The organism is Promicromonospora sp. AC04 (assembly GCF_003058225.1).
Classification (GTDB): domain Bacteria; phylum Actinomycetota; class Actinomycetes; order Actinomycetales; family Cellulomonadaceae; genus Promicromonospora.
Genome location: NZ_QBUG01000002.1, coordinates 155101 through 174884 on the forward strand (window position 1 = coordinate 155101; position 19784 = coordinate 174884).

A 19784-nucleotide genomic window follows, 5' to 3' on the forward strand; every position below is an offset into this window, starting at 1 on the left:
CCCGGATGCCCCGGCGTGTCAGGCGTACCGGCAACTCGTGCGGCATCGGACCCACGCCGAGCGGGAGGCCCGGCTGGTCGAGGACGGCGTTCCGCCCGAGGCGCTGGCCCGGCCGCGCAGCCCGATCGGGCTGGACCTCGGTGCGCGCACCCCGGACGAGACCGCCGTCTCGATCGCGGCGGAGATGATCGCGGCCAGGTCGGGCGCCTCGGCCCGCCCCCTGAGCAAGACGAAAGGCCCGATCCACGGCACGATCAAGGAGAGCCAAGGAGGCTAGAGAGATGACCACGACCTACCGAGCCACCGTTACTCGCGAGGACGGCTGGTGGATGATCCACGTCCCCGAGATCGACGGCCTCACCCAGTCTCGCCGCCTCGCTGACGCCGGCCAGATGGCCCGCGAGCTCATCGCCGTCACCCTCGACGCCGCTCTTGACGACATCGAAGTAGACGTGAGCACCAAGCACGTCGCAGGCCTCGCTGCAGGCGAGATCGATTACGCCGTGTCCGGTGAATCGCCGAGCCGTCGGCCCTAACGCACGCCCGCCGACGAAAGCGACGGTATCGCTACGATCGGTCCATGACCGCCTCGGGCAAGAACGCTCTGCAGCCACCTGCACCGGGGCCGATCTCACGGCGCGGTCGAGTAGCCCTGTTGCTCGCGTCGGCCGCTGTCGGACTGTTCGTTGTCGCGACGTTGGAGTCCTGGGCTTGGATGGCGTACTCGTGGCGCGTCCTGCCGTTGCAGATGTGGTGGTTCTTGGACAACGGCGGCAGCAATGGTCTCCTGCCGGAGAACGTCGGGGCGGTGCTGGTACGGAGTGCGTCCTACCTGGTGGGCCTCGCCATGACGGTTGCTGTGTCTGTGCTCATAGTCCGGCACCGCCGCACTCTCAATACGTTCCGGCTGACCGTGGCGTTGATGTGCCTCGCCGTGGCCATCGGCATCACGCCGTGGGCGTCGTCGGCGCTGTTTCAGGGAACGAATGGTCTGACCCATCGCGACGCGCTGCAGGATTTCCGCACGCTGCGCCCCGGGCTCGACCGCGTCGTGGAATGGTTCGCCGACAACGGTGAACAGGGCTACTCCGTCGAGTTGCCCGCGACTCTTGGCTTCGTGTCCGTGACGGGAACCGTCGACGTCGCGGGATCGGAGCAGGCAGGAACTCTCACGATCTTCGTCCCGCAGTGGGCTCGGCTTGTTGACGACGCGGGCGGCTATTTCTACTCGCCTGCCGCGAGCCCCGCGGGGTACGACATGCGCGGCATGGCCTGTGAGGACCCGACTCCCATCGAGGACGGATGGTGGACCTGCGGTATGGCTTGAGCGGTCCTAGCTCACTACCCGACACCCACCACAACTCCGAAACCACGGACACTGTGGCCAGGCCATTCGCAGGACAGGCCTTCGTGCGTTCTGGACGGCATCTTGCGCAGCGCCGACGCTCGGCTACTGGATGAAGCGGTCGCACCTGTGCGAGGTCGGCTGCTTGGTCGGCGCATCTGACGTGGGCTCAGTCCAGGTGGTGCACGACGTTGATCACGTTGCCGTCCGGCGCCCGCACGAGGAACCGGCGCACGCCCCACGGCTCCGTGGTGAGCGGGTGCACGATCTCGTAGCCGAGCCGCTGCGCCTCTTCGTAAGCGGCGTCGACGTCCGGCGTGTGGACCGAGATCACCGAGTCCTCGGGTGACGTCGCATCGCCCGTCACGAGCTGGACGTGCGCCCCGGTATCGGGGGAGGTGTAGCGGGCCACCCAGCCCAGGTTGAGCTCCTCGGTGCTGAGCCCGAGGTAGTCGGCGTAGAAGCTCTTCGCCGTCTCGATGTCGGCCACTCGAAGGTTGGCCGTGATGCGTGCGGCGCGCATTGTGCCCTCCCGTGTACGGATATCCGCGATGTTCGTCCGAACGCCGCGGCCTGTCCACTCAGGTCGAAGCGGACCCATACCCGATGTGGATCTAGGCTGCTGGCATGTTCGAACCAGCACAGACCGTCGTCCCGCCCAAGCTCCGCCCCGGCGACACCGTCCGGGTGATCGCACCCGCGATGTCGCGAACGATGGTCGTGGAGCACGACAACACCCGCTGGATCGACGAGCGGTTCGCCGCCATGGGGCTCACCCTCACGTTCGGCGAGCACGTCGACGAGGACGACCAGTTCCGCAGCAGCTCGATCGAGCACCGCGTGGCCGACCTGCACGCCGCGTTCGCCGACCCCGGCGTGGCCGGGATCCTCACCGTGATCGGCGGGTTCAACAGCAACGAGCTGCTCCCCCACCTGGACTTCGACCTCATCGCGGCCAACCCGAAGGTCTTCTGCGGCTACTCGGACATCACCGCGCTGCAGAACGCGATCCTCGCCCGCACGGGCCTGGTCACCTACTCCGGCCCGCACTGGTCGAGCTGGGGCATGCGCGACCACTTCGAGCCCACCGGCGACTGGTTCCGCGCCGCGGTGGCGGACGACGCCCCGATCGCCGTCGAACCATCGCGGGCCTGGACCGACGACATGTGGTTCGCCGACCAGGACGCCCGCACCCCGGTGCCCAACGAGGGCTGGTGGCGGCTGCGCCCGGGGCAGGCCTCCGGCCGGATCGTCGGCGGCAACCTCGGCACGCTCGCGCTGCTTCAGGGCACGGGGTACATGCCCTCCCTCGACGGCGCGCTGCTCTTCCTCGAGGACGACTTCGAGTCGGACGCGGCGGCCTTCGCGCGCCACCTCACCTCGCTGCTCCAGCTGCCCGACGCCGGCGGCGTCACCGGGCTGGTGATCGGCCGGTTCCAGACCAGCTCCGGCGTGACGCGCGAGGCACTCGACGAGATCGTCGCGCGTCAGCCTGCGCTGCGCGGCAAGCCGGTCCTGGCCGGCGTGGACTTCGGGCACACGAGCCCGCTGCTCACGTTCCCGGTCGGCGGGACGGCGGAGCTCTTGATCGGGGCAGACGGCGCGAGCCTGACGATCACGCGGCACTGACCGGGACACATTCACGTTCAGGAGCCGCCGAACTCCTTGCGCCACGAGTCGAAGTCGATCTCCTCGGACCCGAACTCCTCCAGCCAGTCCACGAACCGGGCGCCGTACTTCTTGCCGCCCGACCCCAGGATCTCGTCGGATTCCGCTTCGGTGGGAGGGGTCAGGCCGAACGTCTCCTTCAGCCAGACCACGTACGCCTCGTGCCCAGGGGAGTGCTCCTCGTCGGAGTCCGCCTCGCGCTCCTCGTCCCAAGGGCTGAACAACTCGTCGTCGACAGCGAGCAGCCGGAACAGGTTCCGCAGACCCTCGATCACATCGAGATCGCCTTCGTCGCCGAAGCGGATGACGGGAAGCGTGGCAAGGTCGGCGCGGTCATCGCAGTGCCACAGGGCGTAGAACGAACCCGAGCCGGTGGCCTGTGCGAACGGGGTAAGCCGGTCGAGGTGGCCTCGAGCTTCCTCTTCCCGCCCCTCCAGGATCAGCCACTCGACCAGACCGGCGTCGGGCCGGTCGTACTCGTAGAACTCGAACCCGTCCGAGAAATAGGCATCTCCGGGGCCGTCGGAGAACCCCTTGAGCAAGTTCAGCTCGGAAATGGGTGAGTACGCGTCGGTCATGTCATCTCCGGTGTGGAATCGAGTGGTTGAGTGTGGCGCGCACGCTACCGCCCGGCACTGACACCCGGTCCGTGAGGGATGCCGTCGCGGCTCAAACGCGCGCGGTCGCGACTCGCCTCGACCCAGAGCCGCCGTACGCCGTCGGCGAACCCGGAAATTGAGTCGGGTCGACTCAGGTTGAACCGATCATCAACCCCTTCCGGAGGAGAACATCATGACCACCGTTCTGACCCGTTCACCGTTCGCCCGCACCTGGGTCCGCGACCCGTGGAGCTCGCAGCTCGCCGCCGCCGCCGAGGGCCCCGTGCCCGCGGCCGACGTCTACCGCGAGGGCGAGGACCTCGTCGCCCGCCTCGACCTGCCGGGCGTCGACCCGGCCGACGACGTCACCGTCGAGGTCGAGGGCCGCAAGCTCGTCGTGCGCGGCGAGCGCAAGGACCAGCGCTCGGAGGAGTCCGAGGGCCGCCGCATCTCGGAGGTCCGCTTCGGCTCCTTCCGTCGTGTCGTCACGCTGCCGAAGACCGTGGACGGCGACGCCGTCCGCGCGTCCTACGACGCGGGCGTCCTGACGGTCACCGTGCCCGGCGTCTTCGCCGGCACGACGCCGCAGCGCATCGAGGTCACCACCGCCGCCTGATCACTCAGGCCCCGGCTCACGACGGCGTCCGACCGCACCCCGCGGCCGGACGCCGTCCGCGTTCTCGCTCCAGGACGTCCGACCGACTTCGGTCGGACGTTTGACCTTGCTCACCGATTTCGGTCGGTTGCCTCGAGATCGGTCCAACGGTTGACCGATCTCGAGGCAACCGACCGATCTCATCCACGCGAGATGACATCGGACCGAAGTCACCGGCCCTCCGCGCGCTTGGGTTGATGTCAGCGGGCCAGCGCCGCGGCACCCACCACCATCGCGTCCCCGCCGAGCGACGCCCTGCGCACCTCGATCGTGTGCCCCGACACGGGCGGCTCGTCGCGCAACCGGTCCAGGAGCGCGGGCTCCAGCAGGTCCCAGGCGCGGGCCAGCCCGCCGCCCACCACCACGTGTCCGACGTCGAGCAGCGCCGCCAGCACGAGGACCGCCGACCCGACGGCGCGGCCGGCGTCGGCGAGCACCTGGGCCGCAATCTCGTCGCCGGCGCGCGCCCGAGCCTCGATCTCCATAGCGCCGACGCCGACGGCCCTCGTGTCGCCGACTCCACCGGCACCTGCACTCCCCACAGCTCTCGCGGCACCACCTCCCCCGGCACTCGCAACACCCACAGCCCCGGCGCTGCCGCCGCCCCCCGTGAGCTCCGCGTACCGGCGCTCCACCGAGCGCCCCGACGCCAACGTCTCCAGGTGTCCCCGCTGGCCGCACGTGCACCGCGCGTCGCCGAACCCCGGCATGTGCCCGATCTCCCCGGCCGCGCCCGAGCCCCGGTACAGCGCGCCGTCCAGCCACAGCGCTCCCCCGACGCCGGTCCCGAGCGCGATGCCCGCCGCGGACCCGACCCCGCGGACGGCCCCCCAGGTTGCCTCGCCCACGAGGAACGAGTCGACGTCGTTCGCGACGGTGACCGGCAGGCCGGTCCGGGCCGCGAGCCCGGAGCGCAGGTTCGTGCCGGCCCAGTCGACGAACGAGTCGCTCGCCGCGAGCACCTCGCCCGTCACCGGGTCGACGATGCCCGCCGCGCCGACGCCGACGGCCGCCACCCGCACCCCTGCCGAGGCCGTCGCACGCGCCACCAGATCCGCGGCGACGTCGAGCATCGCGGCCCCGCCCGACGGCGTCGGCGCGGTCGCCGAGGCGAGCACCTCGCCGTCGGGCGTGACGACGGCGGCGCGGATCTTGGTGCCACCGATGTCGACGCCCGCCGTGGGCTGGTCCGTCATCGGGCGGCGCCGGGGGCCTCGGCGCCAACCGACACCAGCCGCAGCCGCGCCTCGCGCCGCTCGCGCTGCGCCGCCGGGTCCGGCGTCGGGACGGACGCCAGCAGCTCGGCCGTGTACAGCTCGCGCGGCGCGCTGAACACCTCCGCCGTCGGGCCGCTCTCGACCAGGCGACCGGACCGCAGCACGGCCACCCGGTCGGTCAGCTCGTGCACCACGCCGAGGTCGTGGCTGATGAACAGGCAGCCGAAACCCAGCTCCTCGTGCAGGTCGCGCAGGACCTGCAGCACCTCGGCCTGCACGGAGACGTCGAGGGCGCTCGTCGGCTCGTCGGCCACCAGCAGGCGCGGGCGCAGGGCCAGGGCGCGCGCCAGGCCGATGCGCTGACGCTGCCCGCCGGAGAACTCGTGCGGGTAGCGGCGCTCCGCGCCCGCGGGCAGCCGCACCGCGTCGAGCAGCTCGCGGACCCGCGCCTGCCGCTCGGCCCCGGACAGACGCCGCCCGTCCCGGCCGTGGATCGCCAGCGGTTCGGCGATCGACTCGCCGACCAGCTTGCGCGGGTCCAGCGACCCGCCCGGGTCCTGGAACACGACGCCGACGTCGGCCAGCAGGCGCCGGCGCGCCCGGCCCCTGGCGCGCGCGATCGAGGTCCCGAGCAGCAGCACCTCGCCCGCGGACGGCGTCAGCAGGCCGAGGCACGCCCGCCCTGCCGTCGACTTGCCCGAGCCGGACTCGCCGACCAGCCCCAGCATCTCGCCCGCGCGCACGGTCAGGTCCAGGCCGTCGACCGCGCGGACGTGTCGGCCCTGCACGCGGTAGTCGAGGCTGACGCCGCGCAGGTCCAGGACGATCTCGCGGTCATCGGCAGGATCGGCGACAGCCACCCGGTCCGACGCCGACAGCGCACCGCCGTCCGACACAGCGCCTGCCACCCCCGCGCTCGCCGGCGGCGCTGCCGGCACGGCATCGAGCAGGGCGCGTGTGTACTCGTGCGCGGGGTCGAGCAGCACCTGCTCCACGAGCCCGTGCTCCACGATCCGGCCGCCGCTCATCACGGCCACCTCGTCAGCGATGTCCGCGACCACGCCCATGTTGTGCGTGACGAGCAGCAGCGCGGTGCCGCGCTCGGCGACCAGCTCGCGCAGCAGGTCGAGGATCTCGGCCTGCACGGTGACGTCGAGCGCGGTGGTCGGCTCGTCCGCGACGATCAGGCGCGGCTCGCACGCCAGCGCGATGGCGACGACCACCCGCTGCCGCTGGCCGCCGGACAGTTCGTGCGGGTACTGCCGCGCCCGCCGCTCCGGGTCGGGGATCCCGACCGACCGGAGCAGCTCGACGGCCCGCTCCCGGGCGACGACGCGCGGGATCCGCTCGTGGTTCAGCACCGCCTCGGCGATCTGGTCGCCGAGGGTCATGGTCGGGTTGAGCGCCGTCATCGGCTCCTGGAAGACCATGGACGCCACGCGGCCCCGCAGGTCCACGAGCTGGTCCTCGGGTGTGGCGACGACGCCGCGCAACCGCCCGCCGTCGTCCAGCTCCACCGACCCGGTGACCCGCGCCGTCGAGGGCAGCAACCCCAGCACCGAGAGCGAGGTGACGCTCTTGCCCGAGCCCGACTCGCCCACCAGGGCGACCACCCGGCCGCGCCGCACCTCGAGGTCGATGCCGCGCACGGCGGGCACCTCGCCCGAGCCGGTGGTGAAGGTGACGTTCAGGTCCCGGATGCGCAGGACGACGTCGTCGGCCGGCGCCTCCTGCCCGGGCCCGGATGCGGGCAGCGCGCTCATGCCGTCCTCCCCTTCACGTCGACGACGTCCCGCAGCCCGTCACCCACGAAGTTCAGGGCGCACACCACGATCACTATCGCGAGGCCCGGCGGCAGGATGAGCCACCACGCGCCCTGGTAGATGTAGTTGATGCCGTCGTTGAGCATCGCGCCCCAGTCGGTCGTGGGCGGCTGGACGCCCATCCCGAGAAAGCTGATGTACGCGACGAGCAGGATGGCGTCGGCGACCTGGAAGGTCGCGTTCACCACCACGGTGCCGACGGTGTTCGGGATGACGTGCGACAGCACGGTGCGGCTGTGGGTGGCGCCCATCGCGCGGGCCGCGACCACGTAGTCGCGCGTCCGGACCGACAGGGCCTCCGCCCGGATCAGCCGGGCGGGCACCAGCCAGGACACCAGGCCCAGGACGACGATCATCATCCCGACCGTCGGCCGCACGATGGTGGACAGCACCAGCAGCAGGAAGATCGCGGGGATCGCGATCCCGGCGTCGACCACGCGCATCATGACGGCGTCCACGACGCCGCCCACGTACCCGGCGACCGCGCCCCAGAGGGTGCCGACCACCGTCGCGAGCGCCCCCGCCAGGACCCCGACCAGCAGCGACACCCGGCCGGCGACCATGAGCCGGCCCAGGTTGTCGTAGCCGAGCGCATCCGTGCCGAGGGGATGCCCGTCGACACCGGGCGGCAGGTTGGCGGCGCCGAGGTCGGTCGCCACCTGCTCGGTGGGGTGGACCAGCGGGCCGAGCACCGCGAACAGCACGAGGATCGCGAGCGCGACCGCGCCCACCACGGCCAGCCGGTTGGTGGCGAACCGCCGCAGCCCGGTCATCGCAGGCCTCCCCGGGTGCGCGGGTCCAGGAGCGCCTGGATGACGTCGGCGAGCAGGGAGCCCACGACGGTGGCCACCGAGATGACCAGCACGCAGCCGAGCAGCACCGGGAAGTCGCTGCTCTGCGCGGCGCTCCAGAACAGCAGGCCCATGCCGGGGTAGTTGAACAGCTGCTCGACGACGAGCGCGCCGCCGAACATGACGGGCAGGTAGTAGCCGAGCATCGCGACCACCGGCGTCAGCGAGTTGCGCAGCACGTGCCGGACCACCACGTCCCGGTAGGCGGTGCCTTTGGCGCGGGCGGTGCGGACGTAGTCCTCGCCGAGGTTGTCCAGCGTCGAGGAGCGCATGTAGCGGCTGAACGTCGCCACGATCGGCACGGCGCCCGTGAGCACGGGCAGCACGAGCCCGGCGGGCTGGGACAGGACCTCGGCTATCCCGTTGCCCTGCGGCGCCGCCGCCGGGAACAGCCCCGCGTTCTGGCTGAGCAGCAGGATCAGGAGCATCCCGAGAAAGAACGTGGGGGTCGAGTAGGCGACGATCGCGAGGGTCGAGAACCAGTAGTCGACGGCGCGGTTGCGGCGCACCGCCTGGTAGACGCCGACCGGCACGGCGACGATCACAGCGACGACCAGCGAGAGGCCGGTCAGCAGCAGCGTCTTGGGCAGCCGCATGCCTATCGCGTCGGCGACCGACTGGTTCAGCAGGTACGACTCGCCGAGGTCGCCCGTCAGCGATCGCCCGAGGAACGACAGGTACTGCAGCACCACGGGCTGGTCCAGGCCGTTGGCGGCCTCGAACGCCGCTATCTGCTCCGGCGTGGCCTGCTGGCCGAGGACGCCGCGGGCCGGTCCGCCCGGCAGCGCGTGCAGCAGCGCGAACACGATGACGCTGACCACGAGGATCACGGCGAGCGCCTGCAGGACGCGCCGGACCAGGAAGCGGCCGAAGCCGCCGCGCTGGGCTCTGACGAGCCCTGGCGCGGCGACTCCGGCTTCGACGGACCCGCTCTGTACGGGGATGGCTGTCGTCATGTCAGCCGGCCCAGCTCCAGCGCTGCGGGTGGAAGCTGGCCAGCGGGTCCTGCGTGGTGCCCTCCAGGCCGTCCTTGATCACCGAGACCTGGTAGACGGGGTTGGGCAGCCACATGACCGGGAGGTTCTCGGCCCCGTACTTCGAGTACGCCTGCATCACCGACGGGTCGGTGCTCTCGGTGGAGTCGAGCATGAGCGTGTCGAACTCGTCGTCGGAGTAGGAGCCGAAGTTCGACGCCGCGCCCGTGCCGAACACGCGCTCGCCGCTCGGGTAGCCGCCGAAGTACCAGCTGCCCGCCGTGCCGAAGAACGGCAGCTCCCAGTCGCAGTCGGGCTGGTCGGCGGTGCACGGGGCGATCGAGGAGAGCACCGTGTTCAGCGGCGCCGACTCGATGCTGACGGCGACGCCCGCCTGGTCGAAGGTGGACTTGATCTCCGCGAACATGTTGTCCGTCTCGGCCGAGCCGCTCTGCGACAGGATCGTGATGGCGAGCTGCTGCCCGTCCTCGATGCCGTCACCGCACTCGTCGTCGCCGTCGCCGGGGGCGGTGCACTCGAGCACGCCGTCCGAGCCGGCGGTCCAGCCGTGGTCGGCCAGCAGCGCGGCCGCGGCCTCCGGGTCGAAGGGGTACGGGTTCTCCTTCTGCTCGTCGGAGAGGAAGTCGCTCTCGGGGTTCTGCGGCACGGGGCCGTAGCCGGGCAGCGCCGCACCCTTCCAGATGACGTCGGAGATCTGCTCCTGGTCCACGAGCTGCTGCAGCGCCTGGCGCACGTAGAGCTGGCGGTAGACCGGGCCCATCTCGGGGTGGTTGAAGTTGTACGGCATATACGTGATGGACCAGCCCGCCCACGGCTCGACGGCGTAGCCGAGCTGCTCGTACTGCTCCGGCGCGTCGAGGCCCGTCGTCGGGATGTACCCGTAGTCGACGGCGCCGGACCGCACCGCGTTCACCTCGGCGTCCGTGGACGTGTACGGGAGCAGGTTGACGGTGTCGATCGAGGCGGCGTCGTCGCCGTCGTACTTCTCGTTCCTGGTCAGCTCGACCTGGCCGGCGTCCGAGAACCCGGTCAGCGAGTACGGGCCGTTGATTGTCTGCCACAGCGGGTTGGTCTCGTACGTGCCCAGGTCCTCGCTCTGGGTGACGAGGTAGTCGAAGATCGCCTTGGCGCCCTTCTCGGTCTCCGCGAGCGCCGGGTCGGGCTCTTCGTCGTCGGCGGTCTTGGCCCAGGCGTGGGCCGGGAGGGGCACGATGAGGTTGAGCTGGGAGGCCTGCAGCCACTCCGGGTTGTAGACCTTGTCGAACGTGAGCTCGACGGTCTTGTCGTCGGGCGTGGCGACGTCGGTGACGTTGTCGGGCATGCGGCCCTCGGAGTAGCTGGCCCAGACGTCCGTGTTGGCGCGCACGAGGTCGAACCAGAACTTCACGTCCGCCGAGGTGACGGGCTCGCCGTCGCTCCAGGTGCGGCCCTCGTCGAGGGTGATGGTCACGGAGCGGCCGTCGTCGGAGAAGGTGATGTCGGAGGCGAGATCGGCCGTCGCCACGCGGCCCACCTCGCCCTCGGAGCCGTCGTACGCGACGAGCGGCTCCCAGAGGGTGCGCATGATCGCGGAGTTGTGGGTCGCGAGCTTGCCCGCGATGCCCAGCGGCACTATCCAGTTGGGGGTCGCGTTGGCGGGCAGGGCGTAGTTGACGTCGGTGCGGCCGGCCGCCTCGTCCGCGCCGGAGGACGCGGAGCATCCGGCGAGGAGGGCGACGGCGGCGGCCGCGCCGACGGCCAGCCGTGCCGCCCGTCCGGCATGCGTGGTGCGCATCAGAGGTCTCCTTGGTTCGCGGGGCCGTCGCAGCGGGAGCCTGTGCGGCTCGGGCACTTGATTCGGCGGCCGAATAATCCAGCACCGTAGACGTACAAAGTTGCCCGAATCTATGCAGAATCCGTAACAAAGCTGTTAATTCGGCACCGCAAAAAGCCCGCTCTGCCCTACCCGGAGTCGACGTGGTGCAGACTCTTGCCCGTCGCTTGTTCCACGTTCGAAAAAAAGTCTGGAGGTGGCCGTGGCTCAGCTCGCGCGTCCCCGGGTCGCCGCCGCACGGCTCGAGCGGGAGATTCTCGTGCTCGTGTCGAGCGGCCGCGCCCGGTCCCGCAAGGAGATCGCCGAGTCGCTCGGCATCGCGCCCTCCACCGTCTCCCAGCGGGTGCAGGCGATGCTCGCCTCCGGCGCCATCGAGGAGACGGGCGAGGGCGCGTCCAGCGGCGGACGGCGCCCCCGGGCGCTGCGCGTCCCCGGCAGCACGGGCCACCTCGGCGTCGTCGACATCGGCGGCACCCACGCCCGGCTCGGGATCCTGCGGCACGGCGGCGAGCTCACCACGACGACGGAGGTCGCGCTCGCGATAGCTGACGGCCCCGAACCGGTGCTGACGCAGGTCACGGCCGCGCTGCGGGAGCTGGCCGGCACGGCGTCCGACGGCGGCCGCTTGCTCGGCGTCGGCATCTCCCTGCCCGGCCCCGTCGACGTCGCGCGGCGCGCCCTCGACAGCCCGTCGCGCATGCCCGGGTGGTCGGGGTTCGACGTCGGCACCTGGCTCGAGGACGCCCTGGGCATCCCCGCCGTGGTCGAGAACGACGCCAACGCGATGGCCGTCGGCGAGCACTTCGGGCACGCCCGCAGGACGCGGCACTCGGTGTCGGTCAAGGCGGGCAGCGCGATCGGGGCCGGGATCCTGGTCGACGACCGGCTGCATCGCGGCACCGGCGGCGCGGCGGGCGACATCACGCACACGCGCATCCCCGCCGGCGGCGACACCCCCTGCTCCTGCGGGAACCGCGGCTGCCTGGAGACGGTCGCCTCGGGTGCGGCCCTCGTGCGGCTGCTCCGCGAGCAGGGGTACGACGTCGCCGCTACCGCCGACGTCCTCGCCCTCGTGCGAGACGCCGAACCGGTGGCGACCACCCTGACCAGGACCGCTGGGCGCCATCTCGGCGAGGTGCTGTGCGCGGTCGTCAACTTCTTCAACCCGGGCGCGGTGTACCTGGGCGGCGCCCTGTCCACGCTCGAGCCGTTCGTCTCGGCGATCCGCAGCCAGATCTACGAGGGCGCGCACCCGCTCATGACCCGCGACCTCGTGATCGCGCCGTCCGCCCTGGGCGCCGACGCGAACCTGGTGGGTGTGGGCCGCCTCCTGGAGGACGCGCTGGTGCCGCACGCCCTGGCCGGCTGACGCCGTATCCCCGCCCGCAACCCCTCGGAAGGACCACGATGACGAACACCCGCCCGCGGGTCGCGATCGCCGGCATGTCGATCGAGTCCAGCACGTTCTCGCCGCACCGCTCCGGGTGGGAGGCCTTCACGCTCCGGCGCGGCGACGAGCTGGTGCTGCACTACCCGTTCCTCGCCGACGGTGCTCCGCTGCGCGACGCCGCCGCCTGGACCGGCGTGCTGCACGCGCGGTCGCTGCCCGGCGGCGCCGTCCCCGAAGAGGTCTACGAGTCGGTGCGCGACGAGATAGTCGCGACCCTGCGCACCCAGCAGGCCGAGCACGGCCCGTACGACGGCCTGCTTCTCGACATCCACGGCGCCATGACCGTCGCCGGGCGGGATGACGCCGAGGCCGACCTCGCGGCGGCCGTGCGCGCCGCCGTCGGATCCGGAACCCTGATCAGCACCACCATGGACCTGCACGGCAACGTGCCGCGAGAGCTGGCCGAGGCCAGCGACCTGATCACCTGCTACCGGATGGCCCCGCACGAGGACGCATGGGAGACGCGCGAGCGCGCCGCCGCGAACCTGCTCTCGCGGCTGCGGTCAGGGGGCGCGCCCAAGAAGGCATGGCTGCAGGTCCCCGTGCTGCTCCCGGGCGAGAAGACCAGCACCCGCCTGGAGCCCGCGAAGGGCATCTACGCCGACGTCGCACGCGTGGCCGAGCTGCCCGGCGTGGTCGACGCGGCGCTCTGGGTCGGGTACGCGTGGGCGGACGAGCCGAGCTGCCAGGCCGCCGTCGTCGTCACGGGCGACTCCGAGGAGGTGATCGTCCGCGAGGCCGAGCAGCTCGCCCGGCAGTACTGGGACGCGCGCGACGAGTTCGCATTCGTCGCACCGGCCGCGCCGTACGAGGAGTGCGTGGCGACCGCCCTGGCGAGCGAGCAGCGGCCCTACTTCCTGTCCGACTCGGGCGACAACCCCACGGCGGGCGGCGCGGGCGACGTCACCTGGACACTCGCGCAGCTCCTCGCCGAGCCGGCCTTCGCCCGGCCGTCCGAGGACGGCAAGCCCCAAGCCGATGACGACGGATCCCCGGCCGACACCGGCAAGTCCCCAACCGATCACAGCGGATCTCCGGCCGGCATCGGCGGGCGCACCGCGATCTACGCCTCGCTGCCCGACGCAGACGCCGCTCGCGCCGTCGCGGAGGTCTTCGCGAAGCACGGCGCCGGGGCCGAGGTGGATGTCGAGGCCGGTGCCCGGGTCGACGACGGCCCGCACGGGCCGGTGCGGCTACGCGGCGTCGTCGAGCACGTCAGCGAGGGCGACCCCGACGCCGGGATCGTCGCCGTCGTGCGCGTGGGCGGGCTCCGCGTGATCCTCACGGAGCGGCGCAAGCCGTACCACCTGGAGTCCGACTTCACGAAGATCGGGCTGAACCCGCGCGGCACCGACGTCGTCGTGGTGAAGATCGGCTACCTGGAGCCCGAGCTGTACGACATGGCCGCCGACTGGATGCTCATGCTCACCCCCGGCGGCGTCGATCAGGACCTGCTCCGCCTTGGTCACCACCGCCTGGCAACCCCGATCCACCCGTTCCACACCTTCGACACCGAGCCAGAGCTCCGCGCCGAGCTCCTCTGAACCGTTCCGTGTGAACCGTTCCGTTCCGTGCCGGACCCGGACAGCTGACCGGTCACCCCTGCCACCCGCCCCACGGCGTGTCGCACGGCGTGTCGTGGCGGGGTGAACCCACGTCTGCGGGGCGTGTTGCTCTGCGTAGACGATGTCTACGCAGAGCAACACGCCCCGCGCGCATACGTTCCCCCCGGCGCGACACGGCGTGCGACACACGCCGTTGGCACACGTCATGCGACACACGTCATGCGACACACGCCGTTGGCACACGCCGTGCGACATGGCTCGATCGAGCCCGCCGGCAGGAACAGCGCAGGTCGGGCGCGGCGCCCGGGAAACTCAGGCCTCGGCGACCAGGGAGAAGAGGTCCTTCGGGTCCTCCGGCTCGGCGATCAGGTCGAGGTGCTGGAGCAGCTCCGGCGCGTTCGCGGTGACGTCGTCGAGCACGAACTTCAGCGCGGTCCAGTCCTCGACGGCGAACCCGACGGAGTCCCATACGACCAGCTCGTCCTGGCTCCGGCGGCCCTGCGCGGCCCCGGTGACGACCTGCCAGAGCTCGGTGACCGGGAAGTCGGCTGCCTGGCGCTGGATCTCGCCCTCGATCCGGGTCTGCTCCGGGAGCTCCACGAACACGCTCGCGCGGGCCACGGTCGCCGGGTCCAGCTCGGTCTTGCCCGGGCAGTCGCCGCCGATCGCGTTGATGAAGACCCCGCCGCGCACGTCGGCGTCCTGCAGCACGGTCGCGTTCTGCTTGTCGGCGGTGCACGTCGTGATGACGTCGGCGCCGCGGGCCGCGTCAGCGGCGTCGTCGGCCAGGACGACGTCGAAGCCGAGCGCCTTGGCGTGCCGCGCCAGCTTGTCCATCGCGTCGCGGTCGACGTCGAAGACGCGCAGCGTCTCGATGCCCAGCTCCGCCCGCATGCCGAGCGCCTGGAACTCGGCCTGCGAGCCGCAGCCGATCAGGGCCAGGGTCCGGGACCCGGCCGGCGCGAGGTAGCGGGCGGCCAGGGCCGACGTCGCGGCCGTGCGCAGCGCGGTGAGCAGCGTCATCTCGGCGAGGAACGTCGGGTAGCCGTTGCGCACGTCGGCGAGCATGCCGATCGCCGTCACCGTCTGGAAGCCGAGCGACGGGTTAAGCGGGTGCCCGTTGACGAGCTTGAACCCGTAGGTCTCCGCGTCCGAGGTCGGCATGAGCTCGATGACGCCCTCGGCGGAGTGCGACGCGATGCGCGGCCGCTTGTCGAGCTCGGGCCAGCGCGCGAAGTCGCGCTCCAGCGCGTCGGTGAGGGCCGCGATCGCGGCCTCCGGGCCGCGGCGGGCCACCCAGCGAGCGGTGGCGGCGACGTCGAGGTACGGGACAGTGGTCATCGCGAGGTCTCCTCGTTGGCGTTGGCGGCGCTGGCGTCCGCGAGAACTGCGCTCGCAAGGACGGTCGTGGTGAGGGCGGTACCGGTCAGGGCGGGCACAGCAGGCGCGGCGGTGTCGGGGCGCAGCTCGAGCGTGCAGCACTTGACCGAGCCGCCGCCCTTGAAGATCTCGGACAGGTCGATGCCGACCGGCACGAACCCGCGCTCCTTGAGCGCGTCGGCGTAGTCGCGGGCACGGTCGCTGAGGAACACGTGCAGCCCGTCGGAGACGACGTTCAGGCCGAGGACGGCGGCGTCGTCGGCGCCGACCAGGATCGCGCCGGGGAACAGGGTGCGCAGCGTCTCCTGCGCGGCCGGGCTGAACGCCTCGGGGTGGTAGGCGACGACGGTCTCGCCGGAGACGGCGCCGTCGTCCAGCACCGACAGGGCCGTGTCGAGGTGGTAGTAGCGCGGGTCGACCAGCTCGAGCGGGACCAGCTCGATGCCCTGGGCGGCCAGCTCCAGCCGCTCGGCCACCTCGGCGTGCCCGGCGGGCGTGGTGCGGAAGCCGGTGCCCGCGAGGAGCAGCTTGCCGATAAGCAGGAGGTCACCCTCACCCTCCATGACCTCGACGGACTCGCCGAGACGCCGGTAGGCCCCCGCCTCGGGCGTGTCGAACCAGCGGTCGTACGCGGGCCCCTCGGCCGCGCGCTCGGGGTGCGTGAACCGGGCCGCGAGCGCCCGTCCGCCGACGACGATGCCGCCGTTGGCCGCGTAGACCATGTCGGGCAGCCCGGGCTCGGGCTCGATGACGTCGACCTTGTGGCCGCGCGCCTCGTAGGCCTCGCGGAGCGCCTCCCACTGGGCGACCGCCTTCGCGGTGTCGACGGGCGAGGACGGGTCCATCCACGGGTTGATCGCGTAGACGACGTCGAAGTAGGTGGGCGGGCACATGAGGTAGTGCCGCGGCGTGGCGGTCCGCTGCGCGGTGGTGTGCGTCAGCTGCGCGGTGGTCTGCGTCATGCCGCGAGGCTACGGCCGCACCGATTCACAACAGGCACGCATCCGTTGCGCATTCAGGCGCGGATTCTTGCGCGATCGCGTGGTTCGGTGAACGATTCGTTCATGGATGCCGTGAACCGGGCGATCGTCGGAGAGCTGCTGCGCGACGGGCGCGCCACCTATCAGGAGGTCGGCAGCGCCGTGGGGCTCTCGGCCCCCGCCGTGAAGCGGCGGGTGGACCTCATGCTCGCCCGCGGGGAGATCGCCGGTTTCACCGTGCGCGTGGACCCGCAGGCGATGGGCTGGATCCTGGAAGGGTACGTCGAGATCTTCTGCTCCGGCATCGTCTCGCCCAAGGTGCTCGAGCGCGACTTCGCCCCCATCCCCGAGGTGGTGCGCGTCTCCACGGTGACCGGCGACGCCGACGCGATAGTGCACGTGATGGCCACGAGCATGGAGGAGATCGAGCGCACCGTGGAGCGGATCCGGACGGTCACCCACGTGGTCAAGACGCGTACGGCCCTCGTGATGTCCCGGGTGGTCGACCGTCCTGGCGCATGACGTGACGGACCCGGCCGCTGCACGCCTTAGGGTGTCCTAACAGGACTTTCCTGTCAGGACCGGAGGGCGCCCACGATGATCAGAACCACGGTGTCCGACGACGTCACCGGCTGGCTCGACGTGCTCGGACCGCTGGCGTTCTACCTCGTCGTCTGGGGCCTCGTATTCGTGGGGACCGCGTTCTTCGTCGGCGTCTTCATCCCGTTCCTGACCGGGGACGGCCTGCTGTTCGGCGCGGGGATCGTGGCCGGGAGCACGGACCGCATAGACATCTGGGTGCTCGCGATCGGCGTCGGCGTCGCGGCAGTGGCGGGCGACCAGGTCGCGTTCCTGCTGGGGCGCCGGTACGGCCGGCCGTACCTCGACTCCCGGAAGGGCCGCTGGGTGCAGGCCACGGTGGTCCGCACCGAGAAGTTCTACGACCTGTTCGGGTGGTGGTCCGTCGTGATCGGCCGCTACATGCCGTGGGCCCGCGTGTTCGTCCCGGTCATCGCGGGTGTGACCCGCATGCCCTACGGCAAGTTCCTCTCGGCGAACGTCTTCGGGGCACTGAGCTGGGCCGTGCTGATCACCGTGCTCGGGTACTTCGCGGCGTCGGACCCGTCGGTGCGGCCGATCGCCTACATCGTGGCCGGGGTGGTCATCGCGGCGTCGATCGTCGCAGGGATCCGCGCGTGGCGGCAGGAGCGGGCGAGCCGCACGCAGGAGGTCTGACCGACGGCCTGCGGCCGGTCGATCAACAGCAGCCGCCGCACGATCAACCACCGGGCGCGGGCCGCGTCCAGGCTGGGACCATGCCCACCCAGAGCGCCCCACTGAGCGCGCCATCCAGCGCCCCGGCCGGCTCCCCGCCGAGCAACCTGTCCAGCGAACCGTCGAACGACCAGCCACGCACCCCGACCTGGACGCCCGTCGTCGCACTCTCCTTCGGGATCGGGATGGTGGTCCTGAGCGAGTTCCTGCCGGCGAGCGTGCTGCCGACCCTCGCGGCGGACGTCGGTGTCAGCGAGGGCACGGCGGGCCTGGCAGTAGCGGCGACGGCGATCGCCGGCGCCCTCACCGCGCCGAGCATCGCGGTGCTGCTCCCCCGCGCCGACCGCCGCACGGTGCTCGTCGCACTGCTCGCGGCCGCAGCGCTGTCGAACCTCGTGGTCGCGATCGCGCCCAGCTTCGCGGTGCTGCTGGTCGGCCGGCTCCTCCTCGGCGTCGCGCTCGCCGGGTACTGGTCGTTCGCCTTCGGCGCCGGCACGCACGCCGTCCCCGGCAGGAACCACGTGGTCTCGTCGGCACTCGCGTTCGGTGTCAGCATCGCGACGGTGGTCGGCGTCCCGCTCGCGTCGGTCGTGGGTGACGCCGTCGGCTGGCGGACGACGTTCGGGGGCTCCGCCGTCCTCACGTTGCTCAGCGCCGTCGTGCTCGCGCTGACCCTGCCGTCCGTCCCGGCCCACCCGGCGGCGGGCCTGCGGATGCTGCGCGAGGCCCTGCGCAACACGCGGCTGATGGCCGGCATCGGCTGCGTGGTGCTGGTCGCCTTCGGCAACTTCGCCGCCTACCCCTATATCCGCATCGCCATCGACCGCGTGGACCCGGCGGCCACCTCGTGGATGCTGCTGCTCTGGGGCCTCGGTGGCCTGGCGGGCACCGTGCTGGCCGGGGTGCTCGCACGGTGGCTGCGGCCGCTGGCCGCGGGGGTGCCGTTCGTGGTCGCCGCCGCCCTGCTGCTCACGGCTGTAACCTCATCGGTGCCGGTGCTGGCCGTCGCGGTGACGCTGTGGGGCTTCTCGTTCAGCATGATCCCGGTGGTCACCCAGCTGTGGGTGACCCGGGTCGAGCCGGAGCGGTCCGAGTCCGCGATATCCCTGCAGGTCACCGCCTTCCAGATCGCGATAACCGTGGGCGCCGCCCTGGGCGGCGTGCTACTGGACGGGCACGGTATCCGCTTGCTGCTGGTGGTCGGCGCGGCCTCGTCGGTGGCCGCCGGGCTCGGCTGGACGTTCCTGCGGGTACCTCGCACCTGACGTCCCGGGCGCGGCCGACGGCACCCAGGGTCTGGCCGGCCGCGCCTGGCGCGGGGCCGGCCCCGGGCCGGGCGCCGGCGCGGCGCGCCACGCGAGCGGCGAGACGCCGTGGTCCGCGGCGAACGCCCGGCTGAACGCGGCCACCGAGCCGTATCCGACCTCGAACGCGACCCGTGTGACCGGCAGGCACTCGCGGGTGAGCAGCTTGCGGGCCTCGTGCATGCGCACCTCCCGCAGCATCCGCATCGGGCTGTGCCCGGTCGCGCGGCGGAAGCGTTCGGTCAGGGCGGAGCGCGACAGGTGCACCAGGCCCGCCATCCGGTCGAGGGTCCACGGCTCGCCCGGGCGCGCGGCGAGCGCCGCCACGACGTCGGCGACCTGCGCGTCGGCGGTGCCGTTCGCGTCGTCGCCCGCGCGGCCGCCGGGCCTGTCGCCCGCCTGCCACAGCGACGTCATCGCCGCCCCGATGAGGCCCGCGTAGCTCGCCGCGAACAGGTCCTCGGGGTTGCACGTCACGTCCAGCGGGCACGTGGTCACGAGCGCGACGACGCCGCGCTGCTGCTCGTCGAACCCGTGCACGACCAGCGGGCTCGGCAGCTCCGTCGACGGGACGGCCTGCCGCAGGTCACCGTGCACGACGTCGGTCTCGGCGTCGGCCGTGAGCCGGTGCGCCGTCCGGGCGTCGACGAGCACTGCGGTACCGGGCAGCACCTGGCTGCGGGCGCCCGCGGTCTCGAGCGTCGCGGCGCCGGCCAGGACGAGCGCCCATAAGGCACCCTGCCCGGACCACGTGGCACCGGCAGGCAGCCGCTCGCGCTTCAGCGCCGTCATCTCCCACTCCATAGAAAGCGGAGCCATCTGCGAGCGCCGGCTATTCCCGGCTGACATACTGCCGACCACAGA

The 19784-nt window shown here is 71.9% G+C and carries 20 protein-coding genes; 10 read left to right on the forward strand and 10 right to left on the reverse strand.

Going from position 1 to position 19784, the window contains the following annotated elements; translation table 11 throughout:
* The first annotated feature begins 37 nt into the window (after positions 1-37).
* Genes C8K30_RS06240 through C8K30_RS06250 form a run of 3 tightly spaced genes read left to right on the forward strand, consistent with a single transcriptional unit; the run spans position 38 to position 1327 of the window.
* Positions 38-277, forward strand: a complete 240-nt coding sequence (locus tag C8K30_RS06240) for an XdhC family protein (RefSeq protein ID WP_369939398.1) — start codon at positions 38-40, stop codon at positions 275-277.
* 4 nt (positions 278-281) lie between these two features.
* Complete coding sequence (locus tag C8K30_RS06245; protein ID WP_199230375.1) at positions 282-536, forward strand: type II toxin-antitoxin system HicB family antitoxin; 255 nt, start codon at positions 282-284, stop codon at positions 534-536.
* Between the two features lie 44 nt (positions 537-580).
* Positions 581-1327 (forward strand): hypothetical protein, encoded by a 747-nt coding sequence (locus C8K30_RS06250; protein WP_132231510.1) that lies wholly within the window; start codon positions 581-583, stop codon positions 1325-1327.
* A 187-nt stretch (positions 1328-1514) separates the two neighbouring features.
* Here the strand turns inward: C8K30_RS06250 and C8K30_RS06255 are convergent, their stop codons facing one another.
* On the reverse strand, positions 1515-1868 hold the full coding sequence (locus C8K30_RS06255) for a VOC family protein (RefSeq protein WP_108492048.1): 354 nt from the start codon (positions 1866-1868) through the stop codon (positions 1515-1517).
* A gap of 104 nt (positions 1869-1972) precedes the next feature.
* On the opposite strand from C8K30_RS06255, the gene C8K30_RS06260 reads away from it, so the two are divergent.
* A complete protein-coding gene (locus C8K30_RS06260) occupies positions 1973-2974 on the forward strand; it encodes a S66 peptidase family protein (RefSeq protein WP_108492049.1) in 1002 nt (333 codons plus the stop codon).
* Positions 2975-2991: 17 nt separating this feature from the next.
* Here the strand turns inward: C8K30_RS06260 and C8K30_RS06265 are convergent, their stop codons facing one another.
* Entirely contained in the window at positions 2992-3591 is a 600-nt protein-coding gene (locus tag C8K30_RS06265) for a hypothetical protein (protein ID WP_108492050.1), read from the reverse strand.
* A 214-nt stretch (positions 3592-3805) separates the two neighbouring features.
* Between C8K30_RS06265 and C8K30_RS06270 the strand changes: the two genes are divergently transcribed.
* A complete protein-coding gene (locus tag C8K30_RS06270; RefSeq protein WP_108492051.1) occupies positions 3806-4228 on the forward strand; it encodes an Hsp20/alpha crystallin family protein in 423 nt (140 codons plus the stop codon).
* Between the two features lie 239 nt (positions 4229-4467).
* Here the strand turns inward: C8K30_RS06270 and C8K30_RS06275 are convergent, their stop codons facing one another.
* Genes C8K30_RS06275 through C8K30_RS06295 form a run of 5 tightly spaced genes read right to left on the reverse strand, consistent with a single transcriptional unit; the run spans position 4468 to position 10927 of the window.
* On the reverse strand, positions 4468-5463 hold the full coding sequence (locus tag C8K30_RS06275; RefSeq protein ID WP_108492052.1) for an ROK family protein: 996 nt from the start codon (positions 5461-5463) through the stop codon (positions 4468-4470).
* Entirely contained in the window at positions 5460-7247 is a 1788-nt protein-coding gene (locus C8K30_RS06280) for an ABC transporter ATP-binding protein (protein WP_108492053.1), read from the reverse strand. The genes C8K30_RS06275 and C8K30_RS06280 overlap by 4 nt, the downstream gene beginning before the upstream one ends.
* On the reverse strand, positions 7244-8080 hold the full coding sequence (locus tag C8K30_RS06285; RefSeq protein ID WP_108492054.1) for an ABC transporter permease: 837 nt from the start codon (positions 8078-8080) through the stop codon (positions 7244-7246). Before C8K30_RS06285 ends, C8K30_RS06280 begins: the two co-directional genes overlap by 4 nt.
* Positions 8077-9114, reverse strand: a complete 1038-nt coding sequence (locus tag C8K30_RS06290; RefSeq protein WP_108492055.1) for an ABC transporter permease — start codon at positions 9112-9114, stop codon at positions 8077-8079. Before C8K30_RS06290 ends, C8K30_RS06285 begins: the two co-directional genes overlap by 4 nt.
* Before the next feature lies 1 nt (position 9115).
* Entirely contained in the window at positions 9116-10927 is a 1812-nt protein-coding gene (locus tag C8K30_RS06295) for a peptide ABC transporter substrate-binding protein (RefSeq protein ID WP_108492056.1), read from the reverse strand.
* Between the two features lie 241 nt (positions 10928-11168).
* Here C8K30_RS06295 and C8K30_RS06300 point away from each other — a divergent pair, with 241 nt between their 5' ends.
* Positions 11169-12335 carry an ROK family transcriptional regulator gene (locus tag C8K30_RS06300; protein WP_108492550.1) on the forward strand — a complete coding sequence of 389 codons (1167 nt, stop codon included), beginning with the start codon at positions 11169-11171 and terminating at the stop codon, positions 12333-12335.
* A gap of 38 nt (positions 12336-12373) precedes the next feature.
* A complete protein-coding gene (locus C8K30_RS06305; RefSeq protein WP_108492057.1) occupies positions 12374-13960 on the forward strand; it encodes a M81 family metallopeptidase in 1587 nt (528 codons plus the stop codon).
* Positions 13961-14293: 333 nt separating this feature from the next.
* Here C8K30_RS06305 and C8K30_RS06310 read toward each other — a convergent pair whose 3' ends face one another.
* Complete coding sequence (locus C8K30_RS06310; protein ID WP_108492058.1) at positions 14294-15322, reverse strand: ornithine cyclodeaminase; 1029 nt, start codon at positions 15320-15322, stop codon at positions 14294-14296.
* Complete coding sequence (gene ddaH / locus C8K30_RS06315) at positions 15319-16323, reverse strand: dimethylargininase (protein WP_108492059.1); 1005 nt, start codon at positions 16321-16323, stop codon at positions 15319-15321. The genes C8K30_RS06310 and ddaH overlap by 4 nt, the downstream gene beginning before the upstream one ends.
* A gap of 102 nt (positions 16324-16425) precedes the next feature.
* Between ddaH and C8K30_RS06320 the strand changes: the two genes are divergently transcribed.
* From C8K30_RS06320 to C8K30_RS06330, 3 genes are all read left to right on the forward strand, one after another.
* A complete protein-coding gene (locus C8K30_RS06320) occupies positions 16426-16863 on the forward strand; it encodes an Lrp/AsnC family transcriptional regulator (RefSeq protein ID WP_108492060.1) in 438 nt (145 codons plus the stop codon).
* Positions 16864-16938: 75 nt separating this feature from the next.
* Positions 16939-17577: a DedA family protein gene (locus C8K30_RS06325; RefSeq protein WP_199230376.1), complete on the forward strand. Its 639-nt coding sequence runs from the start codon at positions 16939-16941 to the stop codon at positions 17575-17577.
* Positions 17578-17657: 80 nt separating this feature from the next.
* Positions 17658-18881, forward strand: a complete 1224-nt coding sequence (locus C8K30_RS06330) for an MFS transporter (protein WP_108492552.1) — start codon at positions 17658-17660, stop codon at positions 18879-18881.
* Here C8K30_RS06330 and C8K30_RS06335 read toward each other — a convergent pair.
* Complete coding sequence (locus C8K30_RS06335) at positions 18780-19712, reverse strand: helix-turn-helix transcriptional regulator (protein WP_108492061.1); 933 nt, start codon at positions 19710-19712, stop codon at positions 18780-18782. The two genes, C8K30_RS06330 and C8K30_RS06335, sit on opposite strands and share 102 nt — an antisense overlap.
* Positions 19713-19784 lie beyond the last annotated feature (72 nt).